The sequence below is a fragment of the Janibacter sp. YB324 genome (genome assembly GCF_014217915.1).
In the GTDB taxonomy this organism is placed as follows: domain Bacteria; phylum Actinomycetota; class Actinomycetes; order Actinomycetales; family Dermatophilaceae; genus Janibacter; species Janibacter indicus.
In genome coordinates this window covers 2,643,555-2,667,996 of the sequence record NZ_CP060120.1, presented here as the reverse complement: position 1 = coordinate 2,667,996, position 24,442 = coordinate 2,643,555, and the positions used below count along the sequence as shown (strand labels likewise).

The window sequence follows — 24,442 nt, the reverse complement described above, 5'->3', positions numbered from 1 at the left end:
CCACCACGAAAGGCTCGATGATGCGCCGTACCACCACCCTCACCGGACTGACCATGGCCGCCGCCCTCGCCCTGTCCGCCTGCGGCGGCCAGCAGGACCGCAGCGGCGACTCCGGCGCCGACGCCGAGAGCTGCGAGACCGGCCAGGGCCGGCTCAACATCGCGACCGGCAACTCCACCGGCGTCTACTACGTCATCGGCGGCGGGCTGGCCAAGCTCGTCAACGACAAGACCGACCTGCAGGCCTCCTCCGCCGAGACCGGCGCCTCGGTGCAGAACATCCAGCAGGTCGTCGCCGGCGACTACGACGCCGGCTTCTCGCTCGCCGACACCGCCGCCGACGCCGTCAACGGCACCGGCTCCTTCACCGAGAAGCAGGACATCCGCACCCTCGGCCGCGTCTACGACAACTACACCCAGGTCGTCGTGCGCAAGGGCGCCGACATCGACAGCGTCAAGGACTTCAAGGGCAAGACGATCTCGACCGGCTCGCCGAAGTCCGGCACCGAGGTCATCGCCAACCGGCTCATCGAGACCGCCGGCCTCGACCTCAAGGACGTCAAGCGCCAGCGGCTCGACCTGACCAAGACCGTCGACGGGATGAAGGACGGCTCGATCGACGGCCTCGTCTGGTCCGGTGGTCTGCCCACGCCGGCCATCACCGACCTCTTCACCTCGATGGGTGACGACGTCGAGTTCATCGACATCACCGGTCAGCTGAAGGACATGCAGGAGGTCAACGAGGTCTACGAGGAGGCCTCGATCCCGGCCGACACCTACGACCTGTCCGAGGACGTCCCGACGATCTCCGTCCCCAATGTCATCGTCGTGCGCGAGGACATGGAGGACAATGTCGCCTGCGCCCTCACCACCCTGATGATCGACGAGAAGGACGCCCTCGTGCAGGTCCACCCGGCCGCCGAGGAGATCGACGCCGAGACGATGACCGAGACCGGCCCGGTCCCGCTGCACGACGGCTCGGAGCGCGCCCTCGAGGAGGCCAAGTGAGCACCACCGCCCAGAGCCCGCTCGGGCTCTTCGCGACCGACGACCTGATCGGGGAGGAGGACCGGGCGATCCGGGACACGGTCAAGCGCTTCGTGGATGACCGGATCCGCCCGGGGATCGCCGACTGGTACGAGCAGGGTTCCTTCCCCGTCCGGGAGCTCGCGCCGGAGCTCGGCCGCCTCGGTGTCCTCGGGATGCACCTGGAGGGCTACGGCTGCTCCGGGACCTCCGCGACGGCGTACGGGCTGGCGTGCATGGAGCTCGAGGCCGGTGACTCCGGTCTGCGCTCGCTCGTGTCGGTGCAGGGGTCGCTGGCGATGTTTGCCATCTGGAAGCACGGCAGCGAGGAGCAGAAGCAGGAGTGGCTGCCGCGGATGGCTGCCGGCGAGGCGATCGGCTGCTTCGGGCTCACCGAGCCGGACTTCGGGTCCAACCCGGCGGGCATGCGCACGCGCGCCAAGCGCGACGGTGACGACTGGGTGCTCAACGGCAGCAAGATGTGGATCACCAACGGGTCGGTCGCCGATGTGGCCGTCGTGTGGGCGCAGACCGAGGACAAGGTCCGTGGGTTCGTCGTGCCGACGGACACGCCGGGGTTCTCCGCCCCGGAGATCAAGCGCAAGGTGTCGCTGCGGGCGTCGGTGACGAGTGAGCTCGTCCTCGACGACGTGCGGCTGCCCGCGGAGGCGGTGCTGCCGGAGGTGGCTGGGCTCTCGGGTCCGCTCTCGTGCCTCAACGAGGCGCGCTTCGGGATCGTCTTCGGTGCGCTCGGTGCGGCCCGCGACTGCCTCGAGACGGCGATCCGCTACTCGCGCGAGCGGGAGATCTTCGACAAGCCGCTGGCGGCCTACCAGCTGACCCAGGCGAAGCTGGCGGACATGTCGCTGGAGCTCGGCAAGGGCATGCTGCTGGCCCTGCAGATCGCCCGGCTCAAGGACGAAGGGAGGATCGCTCCCGAGCAGGTCTCGCTCGGCAAGCTCAACAACGTGCGCGAGGCCATCGCCATCGCCCGCGAGTCCCGCACGATCCTCGGCGCCGCCGGCATCACGCTGGAGCACCCGATCATGCGGCACGCCAACAACCTCGAGTCGGTCCTCACCTACGAGGGCACGAGCGAGGTCCACCAGCTCGTCATCGGACGGGCCCTGACCGGAGAGGCCGCCTTCCGTTGATCACCCCCGGTGCCCTCGAGGGCGTGCGGGTCGCCGACTTCAGCCGCGTGCTGGCGGCGCCCTACGCGACCATGCTCATGGCCGACCTCGGGGCGGAGGTGATCAAGGTCGAGCGCCCGGACGGCGGCGACGAGACCAGGGCGTGGGGGCCGCCCTGGTCGGACGAGGGGGAGTCGACGTACTTCCTCTCGGTCAACCGCAACAAGACGTCCCGGGTGCTGGACCTGCGGTCGCCGCAGGACCGCGAGGTGGCGCTCGAGCTCGTCGCCGGGTGTGATGTCGTCGTGGAAAACTTCCGCAGCGGCACGATGGAGCGGCTCGGGCTCGGCTACGAGGAGCTGTCCGAGCGCCACCCGGGGCTCGTCTACTGCTCGGTGACCGGCTTCGGCTCGGGGGCGGGCGCCGACCTGCCCGGCTACGACCTCGTCGCCCAGGCGGTCGGCGGGCTGATGTCCGTGACCGGGTCGGCGGACTCGGGTCCGATGAAGTCCGGCGTCGCCCTCGTCGACATCGTCACCGGCCTGCACGCGACGATCGGGATCCTCGCCGCGCTGCGCCACCGTGACCGCACGGGGGAGGGGCAGCGGGTCGAGGTCAACCTGCTCTCGTCGGTTCTGTCGGCGATGTCCAACCAGGCCTCGACCCACGCCGTCACCGGCGCGGTGCCGCGGGCCATGGGCAACCTGCACCCGAGCATCGCCCCCTACGAGGTGCTCGCGACGGCTGACCGGCCGGTGGCGGTCGCGGCGGCCAACGACAAGCTCTTCCGACTGCTCGCGCAGGCCGTCGGTCGGCCCGAGCTCGCCGACGACTCGCGCTTCGGGAGCAATGCCGAGCGGGTCGCCCACCGGGCGGTGCTCGCGGCGGAGCTCGAGGACGCCCTCGCCGGGCACGGCGCGGACCATTGGTTCGACGTGCTCTCGGCGCAGGGGGTGCCCTGCGGGCCGATCAACGACCTCGGTCAGGCCTTCGACCTCGCCCGGCGGCTCGACCTCGACCCGGTGCGCGAAGTCCCTTCCGCCGCAGGCGGATCCGTCGCGACGATCGCCAACCCGATCAGCCTCTCGCGCACGCCCGCGGCCTACCGGACGGCGCCTCCCCCCTTCGTCCCGCGGAGCGAGTCGTGACCCTGCGCGCGGCCGTCGTCGGCGGCGGGATCATCGGCACCGCCGTCGCGCGGCACCTGGCCACCGAGCACGACGCCGAGGTGACCCTGCTCGACAAGGAGGAGCACCTCGCCGGGCACCAGACCGGGCACAACAGCGGCGTCGTCCACGCCGGCCTCTACTACGAGCCGGGCAGCCTCAAGGCAACGCTGTGCCGGCGCGGGGTGGGTCTGCTGCAGGACTTCGTGCAGCGGCACGACATCGCCTACGACGAGTGCGGCAAGGTGGTCGTCGCCCTCGACGCGGTGCAGGCGGCCCGGCTCGACGACCTGCACGCCCTCGCCGTGGCCAACGGCGTGCCCGGCGCGCGCCTCGTCGACGCCGACGGGCTGCGCGAGATCGAGCCGGCCGCCACCGGCGTGCGCGCGCTGCACTCGCCGCAGACGGCGATCGTCGACTACCCGGCCGTCACCCGGGCGCTCGCGGCCGAGCTCACCGATGCCGGCGGCCAGGTGCGCCTGGGCCACGAGGTCGTCGGGCTGGCCGACACCGGCACCGGCGTGCGGGTGACGACGACGGCGAAGGGGGCGCGAGACGGCAACGAGTACGACCTGGTCGTCGTGTGCGGCGGCCTGCAGAGCGACCGCCTGGCGGGTCTGCTCGGCGAGGACCGAACCCCGCGCATCGTGCCCTTCTACGGGGACTACTTCGTCCTGCCGCGCGAACAGCGTGACGTCGTGCGCGGCATGGTCTACCCGGTGCCGGACCCGCGCTACCCCTTCCTCGGGGTGCACGTCACGCCGCGCGTCGACGGGGTGCTGACGCTGGGGCCCAATGCCTTCCTGTCGCTGGGGCGGGAGTCCTACCGGCGCACCCTCCCGGTGCCCGCCGACGTGCTCGACGTCGTGGGCTTCAGCGGCTTCTGGCGCTTCGCCGCGGGCAACCTCGCGGCCGCGGTGCGGGAGTCGCGCACCGCGCTCAGCTCGCGGCAGTTCGTCGCCGAGGCCCGCAGGTACGTGCCGGCGCTCGACACCTCCGGCGCGGTGCGGGGCACCCGTGGGGTGCGCGCCCAGGCGATGGGTGCCGACGGTCGGCTCGTCGACGACTTCGTCATCACCGGCACCGACCGGGTCGTGCTCGTGCGCAACGCACCCTCGCCCGGGGCGACCTCGGCGCTGGCGATCGCCGAGCACGTGGTGGCGGAGGCGCTCGCCCGACGCGCGTCATAGGGCCGCGCACGCACGCCGCCCCCGCGCCGGGTGGCGCGAGGGCGGCGATCAGGTGCGGTCGGTCACTGGCCGAAGGCGGCGCGCGAGAAGCCGCGCTTGCCGGTCCAGCCTCCACGGATGTCCCCACCCTTGAGGTCGGAGACCTTGGGGTCGTACCAGACGTACATCGTGTCGGTGTCGGTGATCGCACCGATCGCCCGGCCGCTGCTCCCGCACGGTGAGGTCGTCAGGGCACGCACGCTCTTGAAGCCGGTGGAGCGCAGCACCGTGCGGGTCCACTTCGCGGGCTCGGTGCGCGGGATCCGGTACTCGACGAGCCGGCCCGAGGTGTCGTTGGCGAGGAAGACGTCGATGGTGCGACCGGAGACGACACCGGTGCGCTCGTAGACCATGGAGCGCACGCCGCCCCAGTTGGTGCCCACACGCGACCCGCCGGAGAGGGTCAGCTTGCCGTCGACCCAGGCGCCCTGCTTGTAGCGGGTGAGGGTGCTGCCGTGGAGGCGGTAGAGGTACCCGCCGTAGCTCGCGACCAGGGCCCGGGTACCGGTCCAGCCGCTGGACCGCAGCGTGGTCGCGGACTGGGTCACCGACCATGCTCCGTTGCTGAGCTTGCCGTTCTGCTTGATCTGCATGAGCTTGCCGCCCTTGGACGTGGCGACCTCGGTGCTGAAGAAGTTCGTCGGGTCGCCGCCGGCGCCCACCTGCTGGGCCGCGGTCGGCTGCCAGCCGAGGCTGTTCTTGCCGACGCGCAAGCTCTTGGCGGTCCCCTTGGAGTACTCGTACCAGGCGAGGGAGCCGGTGCTGCTGTAGGCGCGCAGGCTCGCCTGGCAGCTGTAGGGCACGCCGGGCACTCCAGTGGTGGCGGTGGGTGCCGCCGTGGCCGGGGCGGAGGTCAGGGCGACCCCGGCGAGGGCCGCGGTGGCGAGCGAGGCGATGGTGGTGACGCGACGAGGCATGGTCGGACCTTCGTTCGGTGGCGAGGTGCCCCCCTGGTGCACGAGGCTGATCCTATGGGGGTCACCCGCGTAGGCTGGCGGCATGCGCGCGATCTGGAAGGGTGCCGTCTCCTTCGGCCTGGTCAACGTCCCGGTCCGGCTGTACTCCGCGACCGAAAACCACGACGTGCAGTTCCGGCAGGTGCACCGCACCGACGGTGGCCGTATCCGCTACAAGCGCTTCTGCAGCATCGACGGCGACGAGGTCGCCTACGACGACATCGCCAAGGGCTACGAGACCGAGGACGGTCAGATGATCATCCTCACCGACGAGGACATGGCCGACCTGCCGACGCGCAGCAACAAGGAGATCAGCGTCGAAAAATTCGTGCCCGAGGACCAGATCGACCCGATGCTCCTCGACAAGAGCTACTACCTCGAGCCGGACAAGACCGCGACCAAGCCCTACGTCCTGCTCCGTGAGGCGCTCGAGGCGCAGGGGCGCATGGCGGTCGTCACCGTCTCGATCCGCAGCCGGATGACGATGGCCGTGCTGCGCGTGCGCGACGGGGTCATCGTCATGCAGACGATGCTGTGGCCCGACGAGATCCGCGCGGCCGACTTCGCGAGCGTCGAGGACCAGGAGCTGTCGGACAAGGAGATGTCGATGGCGCGCATGCTCATCGACGAACTCGCCGGCGACTACGACCCCGACGAGTTCGAGGACGACTACGCGCTCGCCGTCGAGGCTCTCGTCAAGGCCAAGGTCGACGGGGGAGAGGTCCAGCAGGTCGCGGCCGACGAGGAGGAGTCCGGCGAGGTCGTCGACCTGCTCGCTGCCCTCGCCCGCTCGGTCGAGAAGGCCAAGACCGCCCGGGGCGAGAGCTCCTCGACGTCGGCGCCGGCGGCCACGAAGACCCCCGCGAAGAAGTCGACCGCCACGAAGGCCCCCGCGAAGAAGGCGGCGACGAAGAAGACCGCCGCAAAGAAGTCCACGGCCAAGAAGTCCACGGCCAAGAAGTCTGCTGCGAAGAAGACGGCCGCGAAGAAGAAGGCGAGCTGACCCCCCTTCGTCATGCCCGAAGGCCACACCCTCCACCGCATCGCCCGCGACCTGCACGCCACCTGTGCCGGCCAGGTCGTCGAGGTGTCGTCCCCGCAGGGCCGCTTCGCCTCCGGCTCGGCCCTGCTCACCGACCACGAGCTGTTCGAGGCGCGGGCCCACGGCAAGCACCTCTTCGTCGAGTTCGCCGGCGACCGCGTCCTGCACGTCCACCTCGGGCTCATCGGGACCTTCACCATCGACGAGGCCGCCTACGTCGGTGAGCGGCCGGTCATCGGTCAGGTCCGGTGCCGCATCGCCACGGACAAGCATGTCGCGGACCTGCGCGGCCCGATGACCTGTGCCGTCATCACCCCCGAGCAGGAGGAGGCGGTCCACGCCAAGCTCGGCCCGGATCCCTTGCGGGACACCGATGGTGGGCCTGCCTGGGAGCGGATCCGCCGCTCCCGCAAGTCCATCGCGGCGCTGCTCATGGAGCAGGACGTGCTCGCCGGCGTGGGCAACGTCTACCGCTGCGAGGTGCTCTACCGGCACCGGATCAACCCCGCGACGCCGGGGGAGCGGCTCAAGCGGGCCTCGTGGGACCTCATCTGGGCGGACCTGCGCCGGCTGCTGCCGCTCGGCGTCGCGACCAGCCGGATCGTCACCGTCGAGGAGCAGGTCGAGCAGGTCGAGGCCGCCCTGGCGAAGGGGGAGGACGTGCACCTCACCGAGCGGACCAGTTACGTCTACAAGCGAACCGACGAGGCCTGCGTGGTCTGCGGCTCGAAGGTGCGCTCGAAGGACGTCGCCGGGCGCACTCTCTACTGGTGCGGCAACTGCCAGCGCCGCAGCTGACTCACGCCCGCCGCGGCCGCTCCAGCCGGAAGACCTCGGGGGAGTGCCCCCACTCGTCGCGGCCCAGCCGCGAGACCGGCCGCAGCGCGTCCATCGTCGGGCGCCCGTCGGTCAGGGCGTCACTGCGCACCGTGATCGCCATGACCTCGCCGATGACGAGGTGGCTGTCGCCGAGCTCGGTGCTCGAGTGCAGCCGGCACTCGATCGACGTCGCCGAGTCGGCGACGCGGGGCACGGGCACGACCGCGCTCGGCTCGAGCCGGACGCCGACGGCCTGTGCCTCGTCCACCTCCGGGTCGAAGGGAGCGCTGCTCGCGTTGGCGAGCTCGGCCAGGTCCTCCGAGACGAGGTTGACGACGAAGTGCTCCGTCGCGAGGACGTTGCGCAGCGTGTCCTTGCGGCCGACAGAGGTGAAGCTGATCATCGGTGGTCGCGCGCACGCGACGTTGAAGAAGGAGTGCGGGGCGAGATTGCCGACGCCGTCGGCTCCGACGGACGTGATCCACGCGATCGGCCGCGGCACGACGATGCTCGTCAACAGGTCGTAGGCGTTGGTGCCCGGGTCGGTGGGGTCGAAGACCGTACGCATGGGTCGAGCGTAGGGCGGACGACCCGGGAGGCCATGGACCGCTCGCGACTCCTCGTCGAGGCGTTGCGGCCTAGATTGGGCGCCATGAGTGCTCTGGGGGAGACGGCAGCGGGGGTCGGTCGCGCGTCGGTCATGGAGGCGCCGCGGGCGCCGAGCCGAGGGGGCGTCGTCGTGCTGGCCGCATCCCTCGTCGTCACGGCGATCACCGTGGCCGCAGCCGGTGTGGCCACGCTCGGTCTCGACGATCTCAAGGTCGTCGTCGACGACCCGCACCGGGTGCCGTCTGCCCTCGACACGGTCAACTCGCTGGCCGGAGCGTGCCTGGTCGCCGTCCTCGCCGCTTGGGTCGCCACGGCGTAGTGGCTCGTCGACCTGCGTCGCGTCGCCGGCTGGGCGGCGCCCGGCTACCGCCACCGCCGTTCGGACTGGTGGGCGCTGGCCGCCTGGGTCGTGCCGATCGTCAACCTCTGGTTCCCCTACCAGCTCGTCGCCGACAGCAGCCGTGCCCTCGGCTCGAGGGCACGGACCTTCTGGCCCTGGTGGATCGCGTGGCTGCTCATCAGCACCGGCACCGGCTTCGTCAGCTCGCCGATCAGCGAGGAGTGGACGAGCGCTCGCGACGTCGAGGTGTGGGTCACCGGGATGCAGCTCAACGCCGCACTCACGGTCGTCGGGCTCGCCCTGTGGTGGCGCATCGTCCGCGCGGCCACCCGGGCCGCCAAGGCCGCCGTCGCCCGGGACTGACTCCCTTCGTCGGGGTTGTCCACAGGGGCGACGCGATGGCCGCGCGGCGGACTCTTCGTCGACCTAGCGTCGTCGACATGCCCAAGATCCACGTCACCAGTCCCTTCGCCGACGAGCACACGACGCCGGTCGGTCCGCCCCCTTCGACCCCGACCCTCGCCGCAGGCGCGGCGCTCGCGACGGCCCTGACGGCGACCGCGTCGTGGGTCGCCGCTGCGGTCGTCATCACCCTGCGGCGGGACGAGCTGCGGGCCTGGGTCGTGGGGCCGGACATGACGTCCACGACCTTCGTCCTGATTGGCGGCCTCCTCGGCCTCGGGGTCCTGGCCCTCCTCGTCGGCATCGTCACGACCGGCTGGTGGCTCATCGCCCTGCGCGGGGTGGGGGAGTGGGCCAACCCCGGGTTCTTCCACCGCCGTGCCAGCTGGTGGGGCATTGCTGGCTGGGTGGTGCCGATCGTCAACCTCTGGTTCCCCTACCAGGTCGTGGCTGACGCCAGCCGGGCCGTCGGCTCTCGGGTCGGCAGCTACTGGCCCTGGTGGATCGCCTGGCTGCTCATGGGCGCCGGCTCGGTGCTCGACTCCTCCGGCGACGTGCTCGTCGAGCCGGGCGACATCGACCGGTGGGCGCTCTCGCTGCAGGTCAACGCGGCCATCGCGGTCGTGGCCCTCGTGCTGTGGTGGCGCATCGTCCGTGCGGCGACCGCGGCCGCGCAGCAGGCGGTTAGGGTCACCTCATGAGCATCGTCAAGATCAACGCCATCAGCGTCCCCGCGCACGCGGGCGAGGAGCTCGAGCGGCGCTTCGCCGAGCGCCAGGGCACCGTCGACACCGCCCCCGGCTTCGAGGGCTTCCAGCTGCTGCGCCCGACCGAAGGGGGAGACCGCTACTTCGTCGTGACCCGCTGGGCCGACGAGGAGTCCTTCGCCGCCTGGCGCGACGGCGACGCCCGGGCCGCGCACGCGGGTGAGGGCAAGCAGCCCGTCGCCACCGGCGCGGAGCTGCTCGGCTTCGACGTCGTGATCGACGTCCCAGCTCCCTGATCTCGAGGCTTCGGCCGCGGGCGGCCTCGCACCTCGATCACCGGGGCAGGCATTCCGTCCGCTGAGAGCGAACACCGCGGCCCTCCTTTCGCCTCGTGGAACAGGCCGGGAGGGCGCCGCGTTGTGACCCCGTGAGAGGCTCGCCCCCCGGCTCAGGGAGCGGGCACGGTTAGCATCGAGGTCAGAGCACCACGTGAAGGGGTAGATCCCATGTTCGAACGGTTCACCGACAGGGCCCGCCGGGTCGTCGTCCTCGCCCAGGAGGAGGCACGACTCCTCAACCACAACTACATCGGGACCGAGCACATCCTGCTCGGCCTCATCCACGAGGGCGAGGGTGTCGCCAGCAAGGCGCTGGAGTCACTCGGCGTCTCCCTCGACGCCGTCCGCGAGCAGGTCCAGGACATCATCGGTCCCGGCCAGCAGGCGCCGTCGGGCCACATCCCCTTCACCCCGCGCGCCAAGAAGGTCCTCGAGCTGTCGCTGCGCGAGGCGCTGCAGCTCGGCCACAACTACATCGGGACCGAGCACATCCTGCTCGGCCTGATCCGTGAGGGCGAGGGCGTCGCCGCTCAGGTCCTCGTCAAGCTCGGCGCCGACCTCGGCCGCGTGCGGCAGACCGTCATCCAGCTCATCTCGGGCTACCAGGGCGGCAAGGAGGGGCAGGCCGCGGGCGTTGGCGCCGGCGCCGGTCCAGCCGAAGGGCAGCCGGCCGGCTCCCTGGTCCTCGACCAGTTCGGCCGCAACCTCACCCAGGCCGCCCGCGAGGGCCAGCTCGACCCGGTCATCGGTCGCGAGCAGGAGATCGAGCGGGTCATGCAGGTGCTCTCCCGTCGCACCAAGAACAACCCTGTCCTCATCGGTGAGCCCGGCGTCGGCAAGTCCGCCGTCGTCGAGGGCCTCGCCCAGGACATCGTCGACGAAAACGTGCCGGAGCCGCTCAAGGACAAGCAGCTCTACACGCTCGACCTCGGCTCCCTCGTCGCCGGCAGCCGCTACCGCGGTGACTTCGAGGAGCGCCTGAAGAAGGTGCTCAAGGAGATCAAGACGCGCGGCGACATCATCCTCTTCATCGACGAGATCCACACCCTCGTGGGTGCGGGTGCCGCCGAGGGCGCGATCGACGCCGCGAGCATCCTCAAGCCGATGCTCGCCCGCGGCGAGCTGCAGACCATCGGCGCGACGACGCTCGAGGAGTACCGCAAGCACATCGAGAAGGACTCGGCGCTGGAGCGCCGCTTCCAGCCGATCCAGGTCGACGAGCCCTCGCTGGCCCACGCCATTGAGATGCTCAAGGGCCTGCGTGACCGCTACGAGGCGCACCACAAGGTGACGATCACCGACCCGGCGATCGTGTCCGCCGTGACGATGGCTGACCGCTACGTCAACGACCGCTTCCTCCCCGACAAGGCGATCGACCTCATCGACGAGGCGGGCGCGCGGCTGCGCATCCGTCGGATGACGGCCCCCGCCGACCTCAAGGAGTTCGACGACAAGATCGCCAAGGTCCGCCTCGAGAAGGAGTCGGCCATCGACGGCCAGGACTTCGAAAAAGCCGCCAGCCTGCGCGACGACGAGAAGAACCTGCTCGCCGACAAGGCCCGCCGCGAGGAGGAGTGGAAGGCCGGCGACATGGACGTCGTCGCCGAGGTCGACGAGGAGCTCATCGCCGAGGTGCTCGCCGCCTCGACCGGCATCCCCGTCTTCAAGCTCTCCGAGGAGGAGTCGACCCGACTGCTCAACATGGAGGCCGAGCTCCACAAGCGGGTCGTCGGCAACGACGACGCGATCAAGGCGCTCTCGCAGGCGATCCGGCGCACCCGCGCCGGCCTGAAGGACCCGCGCCGCCCCGGCGGTTCGTTCATCTTCGCCGGCCCCACCGGTGTCGGCAAGACCGAGCTCGCCAAGGCGCTGGCGGAGTTCCTCTTCGGCGACGAGGACAGCCTGATCACCCTCGACATGTCGGAGTACTCCGAGAAGCACACGGTCAGCCGCCTCTTCGGCTCGCCCCCCGGCTACGTCGGTTACGACGAGGGCGGTCAGCTCACCGAAAAGGTGCGCCGCAAGCCCTTCTCCGTCGTGCTCTTCGACGAGGTCGAGAAGGCGCACCCGGAGATCTTCAACTCGCTGCTGCAGGTTCTCGAGGACGGCCGCCTCACCGACTCGCAGGGTCGGATGGTCGACTTCAAGAACACCGTCATCATCATGACGACCAACCTCGGCACGCGGGACATCTCCAAGGGCGCCATGGGCTTCACCTCCGGCACCGACCAGCGCACCGACTACGAGCGGATGAAGGCCAAGGTCACCGACGAGCTGAAGAACCACTTCCGCCCCGAGTTCCTCAACCGCGTCGACGACACGATCGTCTTCCCGCAGCTGAGCCAGGACGAGCTCGTCGAGATCGTCGACCTCGAGGTCGCCAAGCTCGACAAGCGCCTCAAGGACAAGGACATGGGCATCGAGCTCACGCCCGCGGCCAAGGCCCTGCTCGCCAAGCGCGGCTACGACCCGGTCCTCGGCGCCCGCCCGCTCAAGCGGACGATCCAGCGCGAGATCGAGGACGTGCTCTCCGAGAAGATCCTCTACGGCGAGCTCGTCTCCGGCGAGATCGTCGCGGTCGACGCGACCGGCGAGGGCAAGGACGCGGAGTTCACCTTCAAGGGTGCGCCCAAGGTCGGCGAGCTCGACGTCCCGCTCGTCGAGGCGGGCGACGGCTCCGCCGACTGACCCAGCGCGGACCCTGCAGACGAAGGGGAGGTGGCCAGATCACTGGCCACCTCCCCTTCGTCATCCGGGGCCTCACGCACTCGGCGGCGCCCTTCGTCCCCCGGCTGGTGGCGTTGGTGTCACCTGGTCCCCCTTCGCCGGGCAACCAGGTGACACCAACGCGACCACGTGGCGTCGACGCTGCCAGGTGAGAACGGCACCCTTCGCCATGCCGTCCTCCTCCGCAGAGCCCACGGGTCCTACCGGGATCGGGCCGGCGGCGTCCACCGGGGGTCCCGCCCGATGAAGGCGAAGAAGCGCTCTTGGACGCTCGCGTCGTCGGGCACCGGCTGCTCCTGCCCGAACTGCCCGGACGCCCGGATCATCTCCGCCCGGGCCTGCATCCCCGCCAGGGCGCCGGCGAGGTAGTCCTCGTCGAGGCGGTCGTCCTGGCCGGTGGCGCGGGCGAGGTCCCAGGTGTGGAAGACGACGTCGCTCGTGAAGTACTGGTCGAGCATCTGCGGCAGTGGCATCCGACCGATGTGCTCGTGCTGGAAGACGACCTCCTCGGTCGCCGGGGCGTCGAGCAGCGATCGAATCTGCGCGTCGAGACCGGCCCACGCACCGACCGGGTCCTCCTCGGCGGACGGCACGGGGTCCAGGCGCACCTCGCAGCCGGACGCCACGAGCGCCGGCAACCACGACGTCAGGTGACCGACGACGTCACGCGCCCGCCACTGCGCGACGGGGGTGGGGGAGTCCCAGTCGGTGGTGCCGGCGACCCGTCGGGCGAAGCCGTCCGCCGCCGACCGGTAGCGGTCGGCGACGGCCAGCTCGGCGAGCGGGCTCACTCGACCTCGCCGGCGTCGAGCAGCGCGTCGAGCGCCGCGTAGCCCTCGTTGATGCCGATCTCCATGCCGGAGGCGAGCATCATCTCGCGCGCCTCGAAGGTCGGCAGGACCGAGTGCCCGTGCACCCGCGTCCAGCCGTCACCGAGGTCCTCGAAGGTCATCGTGTCGAGCGAGACCCCGTCGGGGAAGCCCTCGAAGGTGAAGGTCTGGACGATGCGGTCGGGGCGCACCTCGTGGAAGCTGCCGAAGAAGTGGAACTCCTCGGTGTCGCCCTGGACGCGCCGCTCGCTGCCCTCCTTGGCGACGTTGGTGAAGCGGTAGCTGCCGCCCGTGCGCGCGTCCCAGTGGTCGATGATCGTGTCGAGCTCGTCGGGGCCGACCCACCGCTTGTACAGCTCGGGGTCGGTGTGCGCGCGGTGCAGCTGCTTCGCGGTCGCTTTGAAGTCACGCGTGATCCGCACGACCGGGACCTCGGGGTCGGCCTCGATGGTCGCGGTGGTGAGGTGGCCGCTGGTGCTGGGTGTGGTGCTCATCGGTCTGCTCCTGTGCTCGTGGTGCCCGGGTGGGGCGAAGGGAGGTCCGCCAGGACCTCCTCGAGGCGGGCCATGCGCTCCTCGGCCCGTCGTTGGTGCCGCTCGATCCAACCGGTCATCGTGGCCAGTGCCTCGCTTTCGAGGTGAACCGGGCGGCGCTGGGCCTCCCTGCGCCGGCTGACGAGGCCGGCCTCCTCGAGGACCTTGAGGTGCTTGCTCACGGCCTGGAGGCTGATGTCGTAGGGGGCGGCGAGGTCGTTGACGGTGGCGTCACCGACCGTGAGGCGGGAGATGATGTCCCGCCGGACCGGGTCGGAGAGCGCGGCGAAGGCCCGGGAAAGTCGCTCCTCGGTGTCGTCCTTCATCGCGCTCCTTAATCAACTAACCGGTTGAATAAACCGTAGGGCGGGGCCGCGGCAGTCGTCAAGAGGTCGTTGAGGCGTTCGCTACGTGCAACCGGCACGCTCCTGATCCACGGTGGATGGCATGGACGCCTCACCAGGCAGGACGAAGATGACGACGCGCCCGCGGACGTACCGGGTCTACCCCGAGGGCGGGCACGCCATGAAGACGTGGGGCCCGGCGCTCGACGATGCTCTGCCCCGGGTCGTCGGCCACCTCACGAAGCCCGGCTGAGGCCCCCTTCGTCCCACGGCGCGGCGCCTGTGACCGGCTCGGTCACAGGCGCCGCCGCATGTCCTTCATCTGCGCGATCTGCTTGGTCTGGGTGACGTTGATGTCGTCGCCGAGCTCGCCGGTGCGCTCGTCGGAGCCCTTTGTGCCCAGGGTCTTGCACATCTCGAGGGCGCCCTCGTGGTGCTTGACCATGAGGTCGAGGTAGAGCCGGTCGACGTCGGCCCCCTTCGCCCGACGCAGCTCGTCCAGCTGGGCTCGGGTCGCCATCCCGGGCATGCCGGAGTGGTCGGCATGGGCGCCATGACCGCTGCCGCCGGGGTTGCTCGCCTCGATGGGGACCTTCTCGCCCCACGACCGCAGGGTCGTGGACATGCCCTTCATCTCCGGCTTCTGCTCGTCGCTGATCCGGCTGGCGATGCCGCGCACGCTCTTGTCGGTGAGGCGCCCCTTGACGATGTCGCCCATGACGACCGCCTGCGCGTGGTGGACGATCATGTCCTGGAGGAAGTCGACGTCGGCCTGGTTGTGGCTCGCCGACGGCGTCGCCACCGCGGAGGTGCCGGACAGCGACGAGTTGGGCTCCCCGGGGGTGCCGGGCTGCAGGACCGGTGCGTCGGGAGAGGTGGCCGTGGACGTGGGGGCGTCGTCACCGCTGCAGGCGCCCAGGGTGAGGGTGGCGGCGAGGACGAAGGGGGAGAGGCGGCGGATCACGAGGCCGACGGTAATCCCCCTTCGACGTCCGTGGGTCCGCCAGCGGCCCGCACGGTCGGACCTGACGATGTCCTGACCAAACCGGGGGCTGGTCCGGGGCCGCGGATGCGTCAGGTCGCGACAAGGTGTCCCTACCCCCGTCGGGGCACACCCCGCCCCGAGGGACGCCACCGTGGAGGAATTATGCGCAGACCCATCCTGGCCATCGCGGCAGCAGCCGCCGTGGCACTCTCCGGCGCCGGCATCGGCACCGCCACCGCGAAGGGCCCCGACGACCGGATCGGCGTGTCCGGGACGGACCTGGCCACCGACGAGATCGGCCGCAGCAAGAACGTCAAGCACCTGGCCAACATCGCGCCGTCGGGTGTGCTGGCCGAGGGGGTCGGGACCGACCTCGCCTTCCAGGACGACAAGGCCTTCATCGGCAACTACGACGGCTTCTCGGTCGTCGACGTCCGCAACCCCCGCAAGCCCAAGACCATCGTCCAGGTGAAGTGCCCGGGCAGCCAGAACGACATCACCGTCTCGGGCGACCTGCTCTACCTGTCCACGGACTCCTCCCGCAGCGACGACTCCTGCGAGTCGACCTCGCAGTCGGCGACGATCAAGGACAGCTGGGAGGGCATCAAGATCTTCGACATCTCCGACCTGGAGAACCCCAAGTACATCAAGTCGGTCGAGACGGCCTGCGGCTCGCACACGCACACGCTCGTGCCGGGCAAGGGCAAGACCAAGGGCAACGACTACCTCTACGTGTCGAGCTACTCGCCCCGCGACCAGTACCCGGACTGCCAGACCCCGCACGACCTGATCTCCATCGTCAAGGTCGACAAGGCGGAGCCGACGAAGTCCGAGGTCATCGCGACGCCCAACCTCTTCCCCGACGGCGGCAACCCCGGTGGCGAGGGCCCGACCCCGATCGCCGGCCGCTCCGCCACAACCGGCTGCCACGACATCACCGCCCTGCCGCACAAGAACCTCGCGGCCGGTGCCTGCATGGGTGACGGCATCATCATGGACATCTCGGCGCCGGAGCAGCCCCGCGTCATCGAGCGCGTCCAGGACAACGAGAACTTCGCCTTCTGGCACTCGGCCACCTTCAACGCCGACGCGACCAAGGTCGTCTTCACCGACGAGCTCGGCGGCGGCGGGGCCCCGACGTGCAACACCGACATCGGACCCAACCGCGGTGCCAACGCGATCTACAAGCTGTCGAAGCTCGGCAAGCTGACCTTCCAGTCGTACTACAAGATCGCGCGCCACCAGACCGAGACCGAGAACTGCGTCGCGCACAACGGCTCGATCATCCCCGTCGCCGGTCGCGACATCATGGTCCAGTCCTGGTACCAGGGCGGCGTGAGCGTCTGGGACTTCACCGACTCCAAGAACCCCAAGGAGCTGGGCTACTTCGAGCGCGGGCCGCTGCCCGTCGAGGAGGGCACCGGTGGCACGTGGTCGACCTACTACTACAACGGTCACCTCTACTCGTCGGACATCGCCCGCGGGTTCGACGTGCTGAAGTTCAACGACAAGGCGACGAAGAAGGCCGACCGCGTCATCATGGACGAGTTCAACGCCCAGTCGCAGCCGAAGTACACGGTGCGCTGAGCCCCCTTCGCGCCACCACTCTCCGGAGCACCTGACCTACGCCCCCGCCTCGCCGGCGGGGGCGTAGGTTTGTCCGGTGACCGTGACCATCCGCCGAGCGCGCACCTCCGACGTGCGCGAGATCCGTGCCCTCGTCGCCCCGCTCGCCGAGCGACGGGTCCTTGTCAGCAAGGACACGGTGGCCTACTTCGAGGGTCTGCAGGAGTTCCGCGTCGCCGAGATCGACGGTCGTGTGGTCGGCTGCGGGGCCCTGCACGTCATGTGGGACGACCTGGCCGAGATCCGCACGCTCGCCGTCTCGGCCGACCACCTGGGGCACGGTGTCGGGGGCGCGCTGCTCGAGACGCTGGCCCAGGACGCCGTCGAGCTCGGGGTCGAGCGTCTCTTCTGCCTGACCTTCGAGGTCGACTTCTTCACCCGGCACGGTTTCACCGAGATCGAGGGGCAGGCCGTCGACCCCGAGGTCTACGTCGAGCTGCTGCGCTCCTACGACGAGGGCGTCGCCGAGTTCCTCGACCTCGAGCGGGTCAAGCCCAACACTCTGGGCAACACGCGCATGCTCCGCCAGCTCTGAGCCCCACGCCAGACGAAGGGGGAACCCCTCACCTCGGCAGGACGTAGCCGCCTGCGGCCGGCTCGACAAGGCCGTCCTCCACGAGCCCGGCGAGACACCGCTCGACCTTGGCCGGGTCGTCCGGCCAGGTGCTGTCGAGATCGTCCCGTGCCACCGGGTCGGGGCTCTCGCGCAGCAGCTGCACGATGCGCCCGCGCACCTGCCGGTCGGTGCCGTGCCAGGCCTGCCCGCGCCGGGGCGGACCGTCGTGCTCGGGACGACCGGCGAGCTGCCAGGCGCACAGGTGGCTCACCGGGCAGTCGTCGCAGCGGGGCGCGCGGGCGGTGCACACGAGCGCGCCGAGCTCCATCGAGGCGGCATTCCACCGGTTGGCCGCGTCGCGGTCGGCGGGCATCGAGGCATCGGCCAGACGCATCTCGGCAGCGGTGAGTGCCGGCGCCGCGTGCTGCGTGCCGCTCACGGTCCGGGCGAGGACCCGGCGGACATTGGTGTCGACGACCGTGCGCGGGTCACCGAAGGCGAAGGAGGCGACGGCCGCCGCCGTGTAGGGCCCGACACCCGGCAGTGCGAGCAGGTCGTCGTGGTCGCGCGGGACCTGACCGTCGTGCCGCTCGACCATCGCCGCCGCCGACTCCCACAGCCGCAGCGCCCGACGGGGGTAGCCGAGCCGGTCCCACATGCGCACCGCCTCGCCGGGGGAGTTCGCGGCGAGGTCGGCAGGGGTCGGCCACCGCTCGAGCCAGCGTTCCCAGACCGGCAGCACCCGGGCGACAGGAGTCTGCTGGGACATCACCTCGGAGAGGTAGACGCCCCACGGCGAGCAGTCGGGGTCGCGCCAGGGCAGGTCGCGGCCGACCTCGTCGAACCACGCGAGCACGGCGGCGTGCAGCCGGGGACCGGCTCCGGTCACCTCGGGACTCACGGCAGGTCCACCTCGGTGAATCGCGGTCGGTAGAGCGATGGGTCGCGGTGGTAGGGGCCGCTCGTCGTCGGCGACTCGGACCACGAGACGAGCAGCTTGCCCGAGCCCATCCTCAGGTCGGGGTGGGGCAGCGGCGTGTAGCGCAGCGTGCGGCTCGTGCTCTCGAGGTCGCGGACCGGGTGCGCGGTCCAGGGTCCGGTGACGGTGGGCGCCTTCCACACGGTGAGCGAGTCGCCGGTGAAGTCTCCCTCCTTGCTGATCGCGTACCAGGACCCGTCGTCCTCGACCACGCCGAGGACGTGGGAGACCCCGTCGTCGGGCCCGATGAGTCGCCCGGCCTGTGCCGGCTGGTCGTCGGGCCGCCCGGAGACCCAGCCGGAGCCGTCCCAGTACTGCCAGCGGGAGGGGTCGGCGAGGTGGCTCGACGGCACCCGCGCGACGTGCAGGGCCCAGCCGTCGGTCGTCTTGTCGGCGTTGCTCGCCGTGCCGAAGACATAGGTCCACGACCCGCTCTCCCACATCGCGGCACCCCAGGTCGGCACCGTCGGGTCGGCCGTGGTCGGGGTGAGCGGCTCGTGGGAGACGAGCTTGGGCATGCGGTTGGTCGGGACGTCGAAGGTCGCCAGGCCGGAGCCGACGGTCTCGAAGTCACGGCCCCCGAGATCGCGGACGGCCGCGGTGATGACCTCGACCCGGGTGCCGCCGGACACGGCCCGTGCCCGCAGCGACATCGGCCAGTAGCCGGTGTCGCCCTCGTCGGGGATCACGGCGCCGTCGTCGCCGGCGCGCATCGCGCGCAGGCAGCCGCCGTTGGACACGAGCACGGAGTTGCGGACCATGAAGGGCGAGACGACGTCGGTGTCGCGGATCGTGTCACCGAAGACGAACATCGTGCGCCCGTCGGCGAGGCGCACCGATCCGCCGTGGTCGCCGCCCTGCAGCCGCGGCTCCCCGTCGAGCTGGGCGAAGAGCGCGTCCATGCCCCGTGCATCGGTGGGTGCGGGGACCGAGCAGGCGCGACCGGGGTCGGTGCCGCGGGGGTCGATGGCCGCACCCCGTGCTGGACGAAGGGGGGACCCCGCCGCCGGTGGAGGCGTCACGGGCGCGCCGGTCCGGGCAGTGCGGGACCCGCGCGGCTCGTGCCCCATGCCGATCGGGGCTCCGGAGGGCTCGACGGCGCGGTCGGCGGTGCGGGCGATGAGCTCGTCGACGCTGCCGGGCCGGGTCCAGCCGACCCAGGCGCCGGCGATGACGAGCACCCCGGCGAGCAGCGAGACGAGGAAGCGGGTCACACGTAGCGCTCGAGGATCGAGCTCTCGGCGAGTCGGGACAGGCCCTCGCGCACGGTGCGGGCACGCAGCTCACCGACACCGTCGACGGCCATGAGGTCGTCGATGCCGGCGGCGAGCAGTCGCTGCAGCGAGCCGAAGTGCTCGACGAGGCGGTCGATGATCGCGCCCGGCAGGCGCGGGATCTTGCCGAGGATGCGCAGCCCGCGCGGGCTGACCGATGCGTCGAGGGACTCTCCGACGATGGCGAAGCCGAGCGCCTTGGCCACGTGGCCGAGGTCGAGCAGCTCGGTCGCGTCGAGCGCCGAGAGGTTGGTCAGGACCCCGTCGACGTCGGCGACCGGGCCGGCCGGGTCGAGGTAGTCGAGGACCACGGCGTGCAGGTCGTCGTCGAGACCGGCGGTCAGCTCCTCGAGCTGGAGGGTGAGCAGGCGTCCGTCGATACCGAGCTCGAGGACGTACTCGGCGATCTCGGCGTGGATGCGGCGGACCATCTCGAGCCGCTGGAGGACGACGGCGACGTCGCGGACGGTGACGAGGTCCTCGATCTCGAGGGCCGACAGGGAGCCGGTGACCTCGTTGAGGCGGGTTGTGTAGCGCTCGAGGGTCTGCATGGCCTGGTTGGCCTGGGAGGTCAGCTCGGGCGTCGTGCGGAGCACGTGCCGCCGGCCGTCGACGTAGAGGGCGATGATGTGCATCGACTGGCTGACCGAGACGACGGGATAGCCGGTCTGCCGCGCGACCCGCTCGGCGGTGCGGTGACGGGTGCCGCTCTCGAGGGTCTCGATGCTCGGGTCGGGCACGAGCTGGACGGCCGCCTTGAGAATCCGGGAGACGCCGGCGTCGACGACGACCGCGCCGTCCATCTTGGCCAGCTCACGCAGGCGGGTGGCGGAGAACTCGATGTTGACGTCGAAGCCGCCGGTGCACAGCGACTCGACGAGCTTGTCGTGCCCGAGGACGACGAGCGCGCCGGTGTTGCCGCGCAGGATGCGCTCGAGGCCGTCGCGCAGGACGGTGCCCGGCGCGACCGCGGCGAGGGTCGTGCGGAAGAGGTCGTCGTCTGAGTCGGCCACGCAGGGAGTCTATGTCGAGGGCAGGCGTCGCACGTTGTCCGCGGGGTGGCGCCGTCGCATCTCGGCGACGGCGGCCGTGACGTCGGTGACCTCGACGACGTCCATGCCCGGCGGGGGAGCGGCGTCGGCCAGCGCACCCACGGGCACGAGCGCGGTGCGGAACCCGAGACGGGCCGCCTCGGTCAGCCGTCGGGCGACGCCGACCGCGGGGCGGACCTCGCCGCTCAGCCCGATCTCGCCGAGCGCGAGGAGGGTGTGCGGCACCGGCTCGTCGAGCACCGCGCTCGCGATGGCGATCGCCACGGCGAGGTCGCTGGAGGGCTCGGTGATCTTGACCCCGCCGACGGTGGAGACATAGGTGTCCTGGTTGCCGATCGGCGCGCCCGCCCGCTTGTCGAGGACGGCGATGATCATCGCCAGGCGGCCGCTGTCGAGGCCGACGTTGGCCCGTCGCGGGGTGGGGATCTGCGAGGGGGAGACGAGCGACTGCACCTCGACGACGAGCGGTCGCCGGCCCTCGAGCGTGACGGTCGCACAGGTGCCCGGGACGTTGATGTGGCGGCTGGAGAGGAAGAGGCCGCTCGGGTCGGACAGGCCGATGATGCCGCCGTCGGTGAGGTCGAAGCACCCGACCTCGTCGGTGGGGCCGAAGCGGTTCTTCACCGCGCGCACCATCCGCAACCGCGTGTGCCGGTCGCCGTCGAACTGCACGACGACGTCGACGAGGTGCTCCAGGACCCGCGGGCCGGCGATCGAGCCGTCCTTGGTCACGTGGCCGACGAGCAGCATCGCGAAGCCGCCCTCCTTGGCCGCCTGGATGAGCGACCCGGCGACCTCGCGCACCTGGCTGACATTGCCCGCGGAGCCGTCGACCTCGCTGGAGGCGATGGTCTGCACGGAGTCGACGACGACGAGGTCGGGCTGCACCTGCGCGATGTGCGCGAGCACGGTCGACAGGTCGGTCTCGGCGGCGAGGTAGAGGCCGTCGGTCACCGCGCCGATGCGCTCGGCCCGGCCGCGCACCTGCGCCGCCGACTCCTCGCCGGTGAGGTAGAGGACCCGCCGGGTCTCGCCGACCCGGGCGGAGACGTCGAGGAGCAGGGTCGACTTGCCGATGCCGGGCTCACCGGCGACGAGGACGACCGAGCCGGGCACCAGCCCACCGCCGAGTACCCGGTCGAACTCCGAGACCCCGGTCGACCGGTGGCTCGCCTGCTCGCCGTCGATCTCCCGGATGGGCACGGCGGGACGCTGCACCCGGGCCGCGGCGAGGGTGCGCGTCGTCGCGCCGCCGACCTCGTCGACGCTGCCCCATGCCTGGCACTCGCCGCACCGCCCGACCCACTTGACCGTGGTCCAGCCGCACTCGCTGCACCGGTAGGTCGGTCCGCCCTTCTTGGTAGCCATGGCCGCCAACCTACGTGCCGCCCCCGACAGCCCCCGCGAGGCTGCATTGCCGTAGGGCAATGCAGCCTCGAGGGGGGTGCCGAGCCCTGAGCGGGCCTCGCGGGCGGCCGCGGGCTCGGTCAGAGGTCGGCGAGCATCTTGCCGGGGTTGAGGATCCCCAGCGGGTCGAGCGCCGCCTTGACCGCCAGGTGGGCCTGCCGGGTGCCGTCGTCGAGCTCGCGGGCCAGCCAGCGGCGCTTGAGGTACCCGACGCCGTGCTCGCCGGTGATCGTGCCGCCGAGCTCGAGACCGAGCTCCATGATCGCGTCGAAGGCCGCGTCGGCCCGCGCGATGCTGTCGGGGTCGCTCGTGTCGAAGAAGATCGACGGGTGGGTGTTGCCGTCGCCGGCGTGGGCGACGACCGCGATCGTCAGCCCGGACTGCTCGCGGATCGTCTCGAGCCGGTCGTAGAAGTCCGGCAGTCGGGTCCGCGGCAGGCAGACGTCGTCGAGCAGCTGGCCGCCGCCGTGCGCCTGAGCCCACTGCTCGAAGGAGGGCTGGGCCATCCGACGCATGTGCACCAGGGCCGCGCTGTCGGCCGGGTCGTCCGAGACGGCGACGTCCAGGGCCCCGTGCGCCTGCGCGAAGCGCCCCAGCGCCTCGACCTCCGCCTGTGCGGCCTCGAGGCTGCCGCCACCGTCGGACTGGACGAGCAGCATCGCCCCGGCGCCCGTGCCGACGTCGCCGTAGCCGCACTCGGCGAGGATCTGCAGGGTTGCTCGGTCCATCGACTCCACGAGGCTGGGCTGCGCCCCGGACGCCATGAGGTCGGCGACCGTCGCTGCGGCAGAACGGATGTCGGCGAAGGTCGCCACTGCGGTGAGCGGCTCCGGCAGGGTCGGGACGAGCCGCAGCGTCACCTCGACGACGACCCCGAGCGTGCCCTCCGACCCGATGAGCAGGCCGCGCAGGTCGAGGCCGGCGACCCCCTTCGCCGTCGTCGTGCCGAAGGTGGCGAGCGTGCCGTCGGCGAGCACGACCCGCAGCTGCCGCACGTAGTCGCGGGTCACGCCGTAGCGCACGCAGCACAGCCCGCCGGCATTGGTCGCGACGTTGCCGCCGATCGACGAGATCGCGACCGAGCCCGGGTCCGGCGGGTAGGACAGCCCGTGCGGGGCGAGCGCGTCCTTGAGGTCCTGGTTGATGATCCCCGGCTCGACGGTCACGGTCCGCTCGGCCGCGTCGATCTCGAGCACGCGGTCCATGCGCTCCAGCGACAGCAGCAGGCAGCCGGGCACGGCATTGGCCCCGCCGGACAGCCCGGTCCGGGCGCCCTGCGGCACCACGGGGACCCGGTGCCGCGTCGCGAACCGCAGCGTCGCCTGCACGTCGGCCACGGTCCGTGCCCGCACCAGAGCAACCGCGCCGTCGCCGGGGCAGAAGAGCGCCTGGTCCGTGGAGTAGGACCCCACGACGTCGGGGTCGGTGGCGAGCACCCCGTCACCGAGCTCGGCCGCCAGCTCGGTGCGCACCAGCTCCGCGAGGTCGAAGGGGGACACCGTCACCACTCCCGTGCGGCCAGCGTCGCCGGGTGGACGAGCAGCGGCAGCAGCGCCCGGCCGGAGGGCGAAGGGCGACCGTCCCCGGTCGTCGTGGCCGCGGCCACGAGCGCCAGGTGGGCCTCGCACCGGCGCGCCAGCTCGTCGTAGCCGGCCTGCCCCATGAGCTCGATGAGCCCCGGCCGCTCGCTGACGTAGACCGGGTCGGCGGCGACGTGCGCGTCGGGGCTGCCCGAGCAGTACCAGTCGAGCTGGTGCCCGCCCGGCCCCCAGCCGCGGCGGTCGTACTCGCCGATGCTCACCTCGAGGTAGCTGCTCTCGTCGGGCAGCTCGACGGTGCGGTAGGTGCGGCGGATCGGCAGCTGCCAGCACACGTCGGGCTTGACCGTGTGCGGCTCGACGCCGGTGAGCATCGCGTGCTGGTGGAGCGAGCAGCCGGCGCCGGCGGGGAAGCCGGGGCGGTTGAGGAAGATGCACGCGCCGTCGACGACCTTGGTCTTCAGCTCGCCGTCCTCACGCTCGGTCCACGCCGACTTGCGGGTCGAGCCCGGGTGCAGCTCCCACTCGTCCTCGCCGAGCTCGTCGACGATCGTCTTGACCCGGGCGACGTCGTCCTTGTCGGTGAAGTGGGCTCCGAGGACGCAGCAGCCGAAGTCCGGCTTATCGGCGTCGATGCCGTGGCAGCCGTTGCCGAAGACGCAGGTCCACGACGAGGTGAGCCAGGTGAGGTCGCAGCGGAAGCGCTGCCCCTCGTCGGCCGAGTCGTCGAACTCGACCCACGTCCGGGCGGTCTGCAGGTCGCTCTCGCCGGGGTGCGACGTGGTCTCATCACTCACGGCCGCCACCCTATGCGTGCGCGCGTGC

The 24,442-nt window shown here is 71.2% G+C and carries 26 protein-coding genes; 14 read left to right on the top strand and 12 right to left on the bottom strand.

Translation table 11 applies throughout. From position 1 onward, the window contains the following. Window positions 1-20 precede the first annotated feature (20 nt). From H7A72_RS13075 to lhgO, 4 genes are read left to right on the top strand one after another with little or no spacing between them, the layout of a single operon-like run. Window positions 21-1,007, top strand: coding sequence for a TAXI family TRAP transporter solute-binding subunit (locus tag H7A72_RS13075; RefSeq protein ID WP_185220810.1), 987 nt, complete (start codon window positions 21-23; stop codon window positions 1,005-1,007). Beyond that, window positions 1,004-2,179: an acyl-CoA dehydrogenase family protein gene (locus H7A72_RS13070; protein ID WP_185220809.1), complete on the top strand. Its 1,176-nt coding sequence runs from the start codon at window positions 1,004-1,006 to the stop codon at window positions 2,177-2,179. The genes H7A72_RS13075 and H7A72_RS13070 overlap by 4 nt, the downstream gene beginning before the upstream one ends. After that, window positions 2,176-3,306: a CaiB/BaiF CoA-transferase family protein gene (locus H7A72_RS13065; RefSeq protein WP_223277647.1), complete on the top strand. Its 1,131-nt coding sequence runs from the start codon at window positions 2,176-2,178 to the stop codon at window positions 3,304-3,306. The genes H7A72_RS13070 and H7A72_RS13065 overlap by 4 nt, the downstream gene beginning before the upstream one ends. Continuing rightward, window positions 3,303-4,514: an L-2-hydroxyglutarate oxidase gene (lhgO, locus tag H7A72_RS13060; RefSeq protein WP_185220808.1), complete on the top strand. Its 1,212-nt coding sequence runs from the start codon at window positions 3,303-3,305 to the stop codon at window positions 4,512-4,514. Before H7A72_RS13065 ends, lhgO begins: the two co-directional genes overlap by 4 nt. 62 nt (window positions 4,515-4,576) lie before the next feature. Here the strand turns inward: lhgO and H7A72_RS13055 are convergent, their stop codons facing one another. Then, complete coding sequence (locus H7A72_RS13055) at window positions 4,577-5,470, bottom strand: hypothetical protein (RefSeq protein ID WP_185220807.1); 894 nt, start codon at window positions 5,468-5,470, stop codon at window positions 4,577-4,579. Between the two features lie 82 nt (window positions 5,471-5,552). On the opposite strand from H7A72_RS13055, the gene H7A72_RS13050 reads away from it, so the two are divergent. Together H7A72_RS13050 and H7A72_RS13045 are read left to right on the top strand one after the other, a co-directional pair. After that, entirely contained in the window at window positions 5,553-6,512 is a 960-nt protein-coding gene (locus H7A72_RS13050; protein WP_185220806.1) for a Ku protein, read from the top strand. A 12-nt stretch (window positions 6,513-6,524) separates the two neighbouring features. Next, window positions 6,525-7,349, top strand: a complete 825-nt coding sequence (locus tag H7A72_RS13045) for an Fpg/Nei family DNA glycosylase (protein WP_185220805.1) — start codon at window positions 6,525-6,527, stop codon at window positions 7,347-7,349. A 1-nt stretch (window position 7,350) separates the two neighbouring features. Here the strand turns inward: H7A72_RS13045 and H7A72_RS13040 are convergent, their stop codons facing one another. Next, window positions 7,351-7,938, bottom strand: coding sequence for a flavin reductase family protein (locus H7A72_RS13040; RefSeq protein WP_185220804.1), 588 nt, complete (start codon window positions 7,936-7,938; stop codon window positions 7,351-7,353). An 84-nt stretch (window positions 7,939-8,022) separates the two neighbouring features. On the opposite strand from H7A72_RS13040, the gene H7A72_RS13035 reads away from it, so the two are divergent. The 5 genes from H7A72_RS13035 to H7A72_RS13015 all read left to right on the top strand — a co-directional run bounded on the left by H7A72_RS13035 (window position 8,023) and on the right by H7A72_RS13015 (window position 12,454). Continuing rightward, window positions 8,023-8,298 (top strand): hypothetical protein, encoded by a 276-nt coding sequence (locus tag H7A72_RS13035; protein WP_185220803.1) that lies wholly within the window; start codon window positions 8,023-8,025, stop codon window positions 8,296-8,298. Window positions 8,299-8,310: 12 nt separating this feature from the next. Next, window positions 8,311-8,682, top strand: coding sequence for a DUF4328 domain-containing protein (locus H7A72_RS13030; protein WP_185222402.1), 372 nt, complete (start codon window positions 8,311-8,313; stop codon window positions 8,680-8,682). A gap of 77 nt (window positions 8,683-8,759) precedes the next feature. Continuing rightward, on the top strand, window positions 8,760-9,422 hold the full coding sequence (locus H7A72_RS13025) for a DUF4328 domain-containing protein (protein ID WP_185220802.1): 663 nt from the start codon (window positions 8,760-8,762) through the stop codon (window positions 9,420-9,422). Next, window positions 9,419-9,724 carry an antibiotic biosynthesis monooxygenase gene (locus H7A72_RS13020; protein WP_084452483.1) on the top strand — a complete coding sequence of 102 codons (306 nt, stop codon included), beginning with the start codon at window positions 9,419-9,421 and terminating at the stop codon, window positions 9,722-9,724. Before H7A72_RS13025 ends, H7A72_RS13020 begins: the two co-directional genes overlap by 4 nt. 210 nt (window positions 9,725-9,934) lie before the next feature. Then, complete coding sequence (locus H7A72_RS13015; RefSeq protein WP_185220801.1) at window positions 9,935-12,454, top strand: ATP-dependent Clp protease ATP-binding subunit; 2,520 nt, start codon at window positions 9,935-9,937, stop codon at window positions 12,452-12,454. A gap of 239 nt (window positions 12,455-12,693) precedes the next feature. On the opposite strand, the gene H7A72_RS13010 is transcribed toward H7A72_RS13015, so the two are convergent. From H7A72_RS13010 to H7A72_RS13000, 3 genes are read right to left on the bottom strand one after another with little or no spacing between them, the layout of a single operon-like run. Further along, window positions 12,694-13,284, bottom strand: coding sequence for a TIGR03086 family metal-binding protein (locus tag H7A72_RS13010; RefSeq protein WP_185220800.1), 591 nt, complete (start codon window positions 13,282-13,284; stop codon window positions 12,694-12,696). Beyond that, entirely contained in the window at window positions 13,281-13,817 is a 537-nt protein-coding gene (locus H7A72_RS13005; protein WP_185220799.1) for an SRPBCC family protein, read from the bottom strand. The genes H7A72_RS13010 and H7A72_RS13005 overlap by 4 nt, the downstream gene beginning before the upstream one ends. Then, window positions 13,814-14,182: a helix-turn-helix transcriptional regulator gene (locus tag H7A72_RS13000; protein WP_072625418.1), complete on the bottom strand. Its 369-nt coding sequence runs from the start codon at window positions 14,180-14,182 to the stop codon at window positions 13,814-13,816. Before H7A72_RS13000 ends, H7A72_RS13005 begins: the two co-directional genes overlap by 4 nt. 121 nt (window positions 14,183-14,303) lie before the next feature. On the opposite strand from H7A72_RS13000, the gene H7A72_RS12995 reads away from it, so the two are divergent. Beyond that, on the top strand, window positions 14,304-14,453 hold the full coding sequence (locus H7A72_RS12995; RefSeq protein ID WP_185220798.1) for a hypothetical protein: 150 nt from the start codon (window positions 14,304-14,306) through the stop codon (window positions 14,451-14,453). 42 nt (window positions 14,454-14,495) lie between these two features. Here the strand turns inward: H7A72_RS12995 and H7A72_RS12990 are convergent, their stop codons facing one another. Beyond that, window positions 14,496-15,164, bottom strand: coding sequence for a DUF305 domain-containing protein (locus H7A72_RS12990; RefSeq protein ID WP_185220797.1), 669 nt, complete (start codon window positions 15,162-15,164; stop codon window positions 14,496-14,498). Between the two features lie 183 nt (window positions 15,165-15,347). Between H7A72_RS12990 and H7A72_RS12985 the strand changes: the two genes are divergently transcribed. Beyond that, on the top strand, window positions 15,348-16,772 hold the full coding sequence (locus H7A72_RS12985) for an LVIVD repeat-containing protein (protein ID WP_084452472.1): 1,425 nt from the start codon (window positions 15,348-15,350) through the stop codon (window positions 16,770-16,772). Window positions 16,773-16,848: 76 nt separating this feature from the next. Next, window positions 16,849-17,346: an amino-acid N-acetyltransferase gene (locus H7A72_RS12980; RefSeq protein ID WP_185220796.1), complete on the top strand. Its 498-nt coding sequence runs from the start codon at window positions 16,849-16,851 to the stop codon at window positions 17,344-17,346. 28 nt (window positions 17,347-17,374) lie between these two features. Here H7A72_RS12980 and H7A72_RS12975 read toward each other — a convergent pair whose 3' ends face one another. The 6 genes from H7A72_RS12975 to H7A72_RS12950 form a co-directional block, all read right to left on the bottom strand. Further along, complete coding sequence (locus H7A72_RS12975) at window positions 17,375-18,268, bottom strand: A/G-specific adenine glycosylase (RefSeq protein WP_305066831.1); 894 nt, start codon at window positions 18,266-18,268, stop codon at window positions 17,375-17,377. Continuing rightward, the gene (locus H7A72_RS12970) at window positions 18,265-19,560 is read right to left on the bottom strand and encodes a DUF4185 domain-containing protein (RefSeq protein WP_185220795.1); all 1,296 of its coding nucleotides are present in this window, start codon (window positions 19,558-19,560) and stop codon (window positions 18,265-18,267) included. Before H7A72_RS12970 ends, H7A72_RS12975 begins: the two co-directional genes overlap by 4 nt. Beyond that, window positions 19,557-20,633, bottom strand: a complete 1,077-nt coding sequence (gene disA, locus H7A72_RS12965; protein WP_185220794.1) for a DNA integrity scanning diadenylate cyclase DisA — start codon at window positions 20,631-20,633, stop codon at window positions 19,557-19,559. Before disA ends, H7A72_RS12970 begins: the two co-directional genes overlap by 4 nt. A gap of 9 nt (window positions 20,634-20,642) precedes the next feature. After that, window positions 20,643-22,040, bottom strand: a complete 1,398-nt coding sequence (gene radA / locus H7A72_RS12960; protein ID WP_185220793.1) for a DNA repair protein RadA — start codon at window positions 22,038-22,040, stop codon at window positions 20,643-20,645. Window positions 22,041-22,159: 119 nt separating this feature from the next. Then, window positions 22,160-23,584: an FAD-binding oxidoreductase gene (locus tag H7A72_RS12955; RefSeq protein ID WP_185220792.1), complete on the bottom strand. Its 1,425-nt coding sequence runs from the start codon at window positions 23,582-23,584 to the stop codon at window positions 22,160-22,162. Then, window positions 23,581-24,414 (bottom strand): hypothetical protein, encoded by an 834-nt coding sequence (locus H7A72_RS12950; protein ID WP_185220791.1) that lies wholly within the window; start codon window positions 24,412-24,414, stop codon window positions 23,581-23,583. Before H7A72_RS12950 ends, H7A72_RS12955 begins: the two co-directional genes overlap by 4 nt. Window positions 24,415-24,442 lie beyond the last annotated feature (28 nt).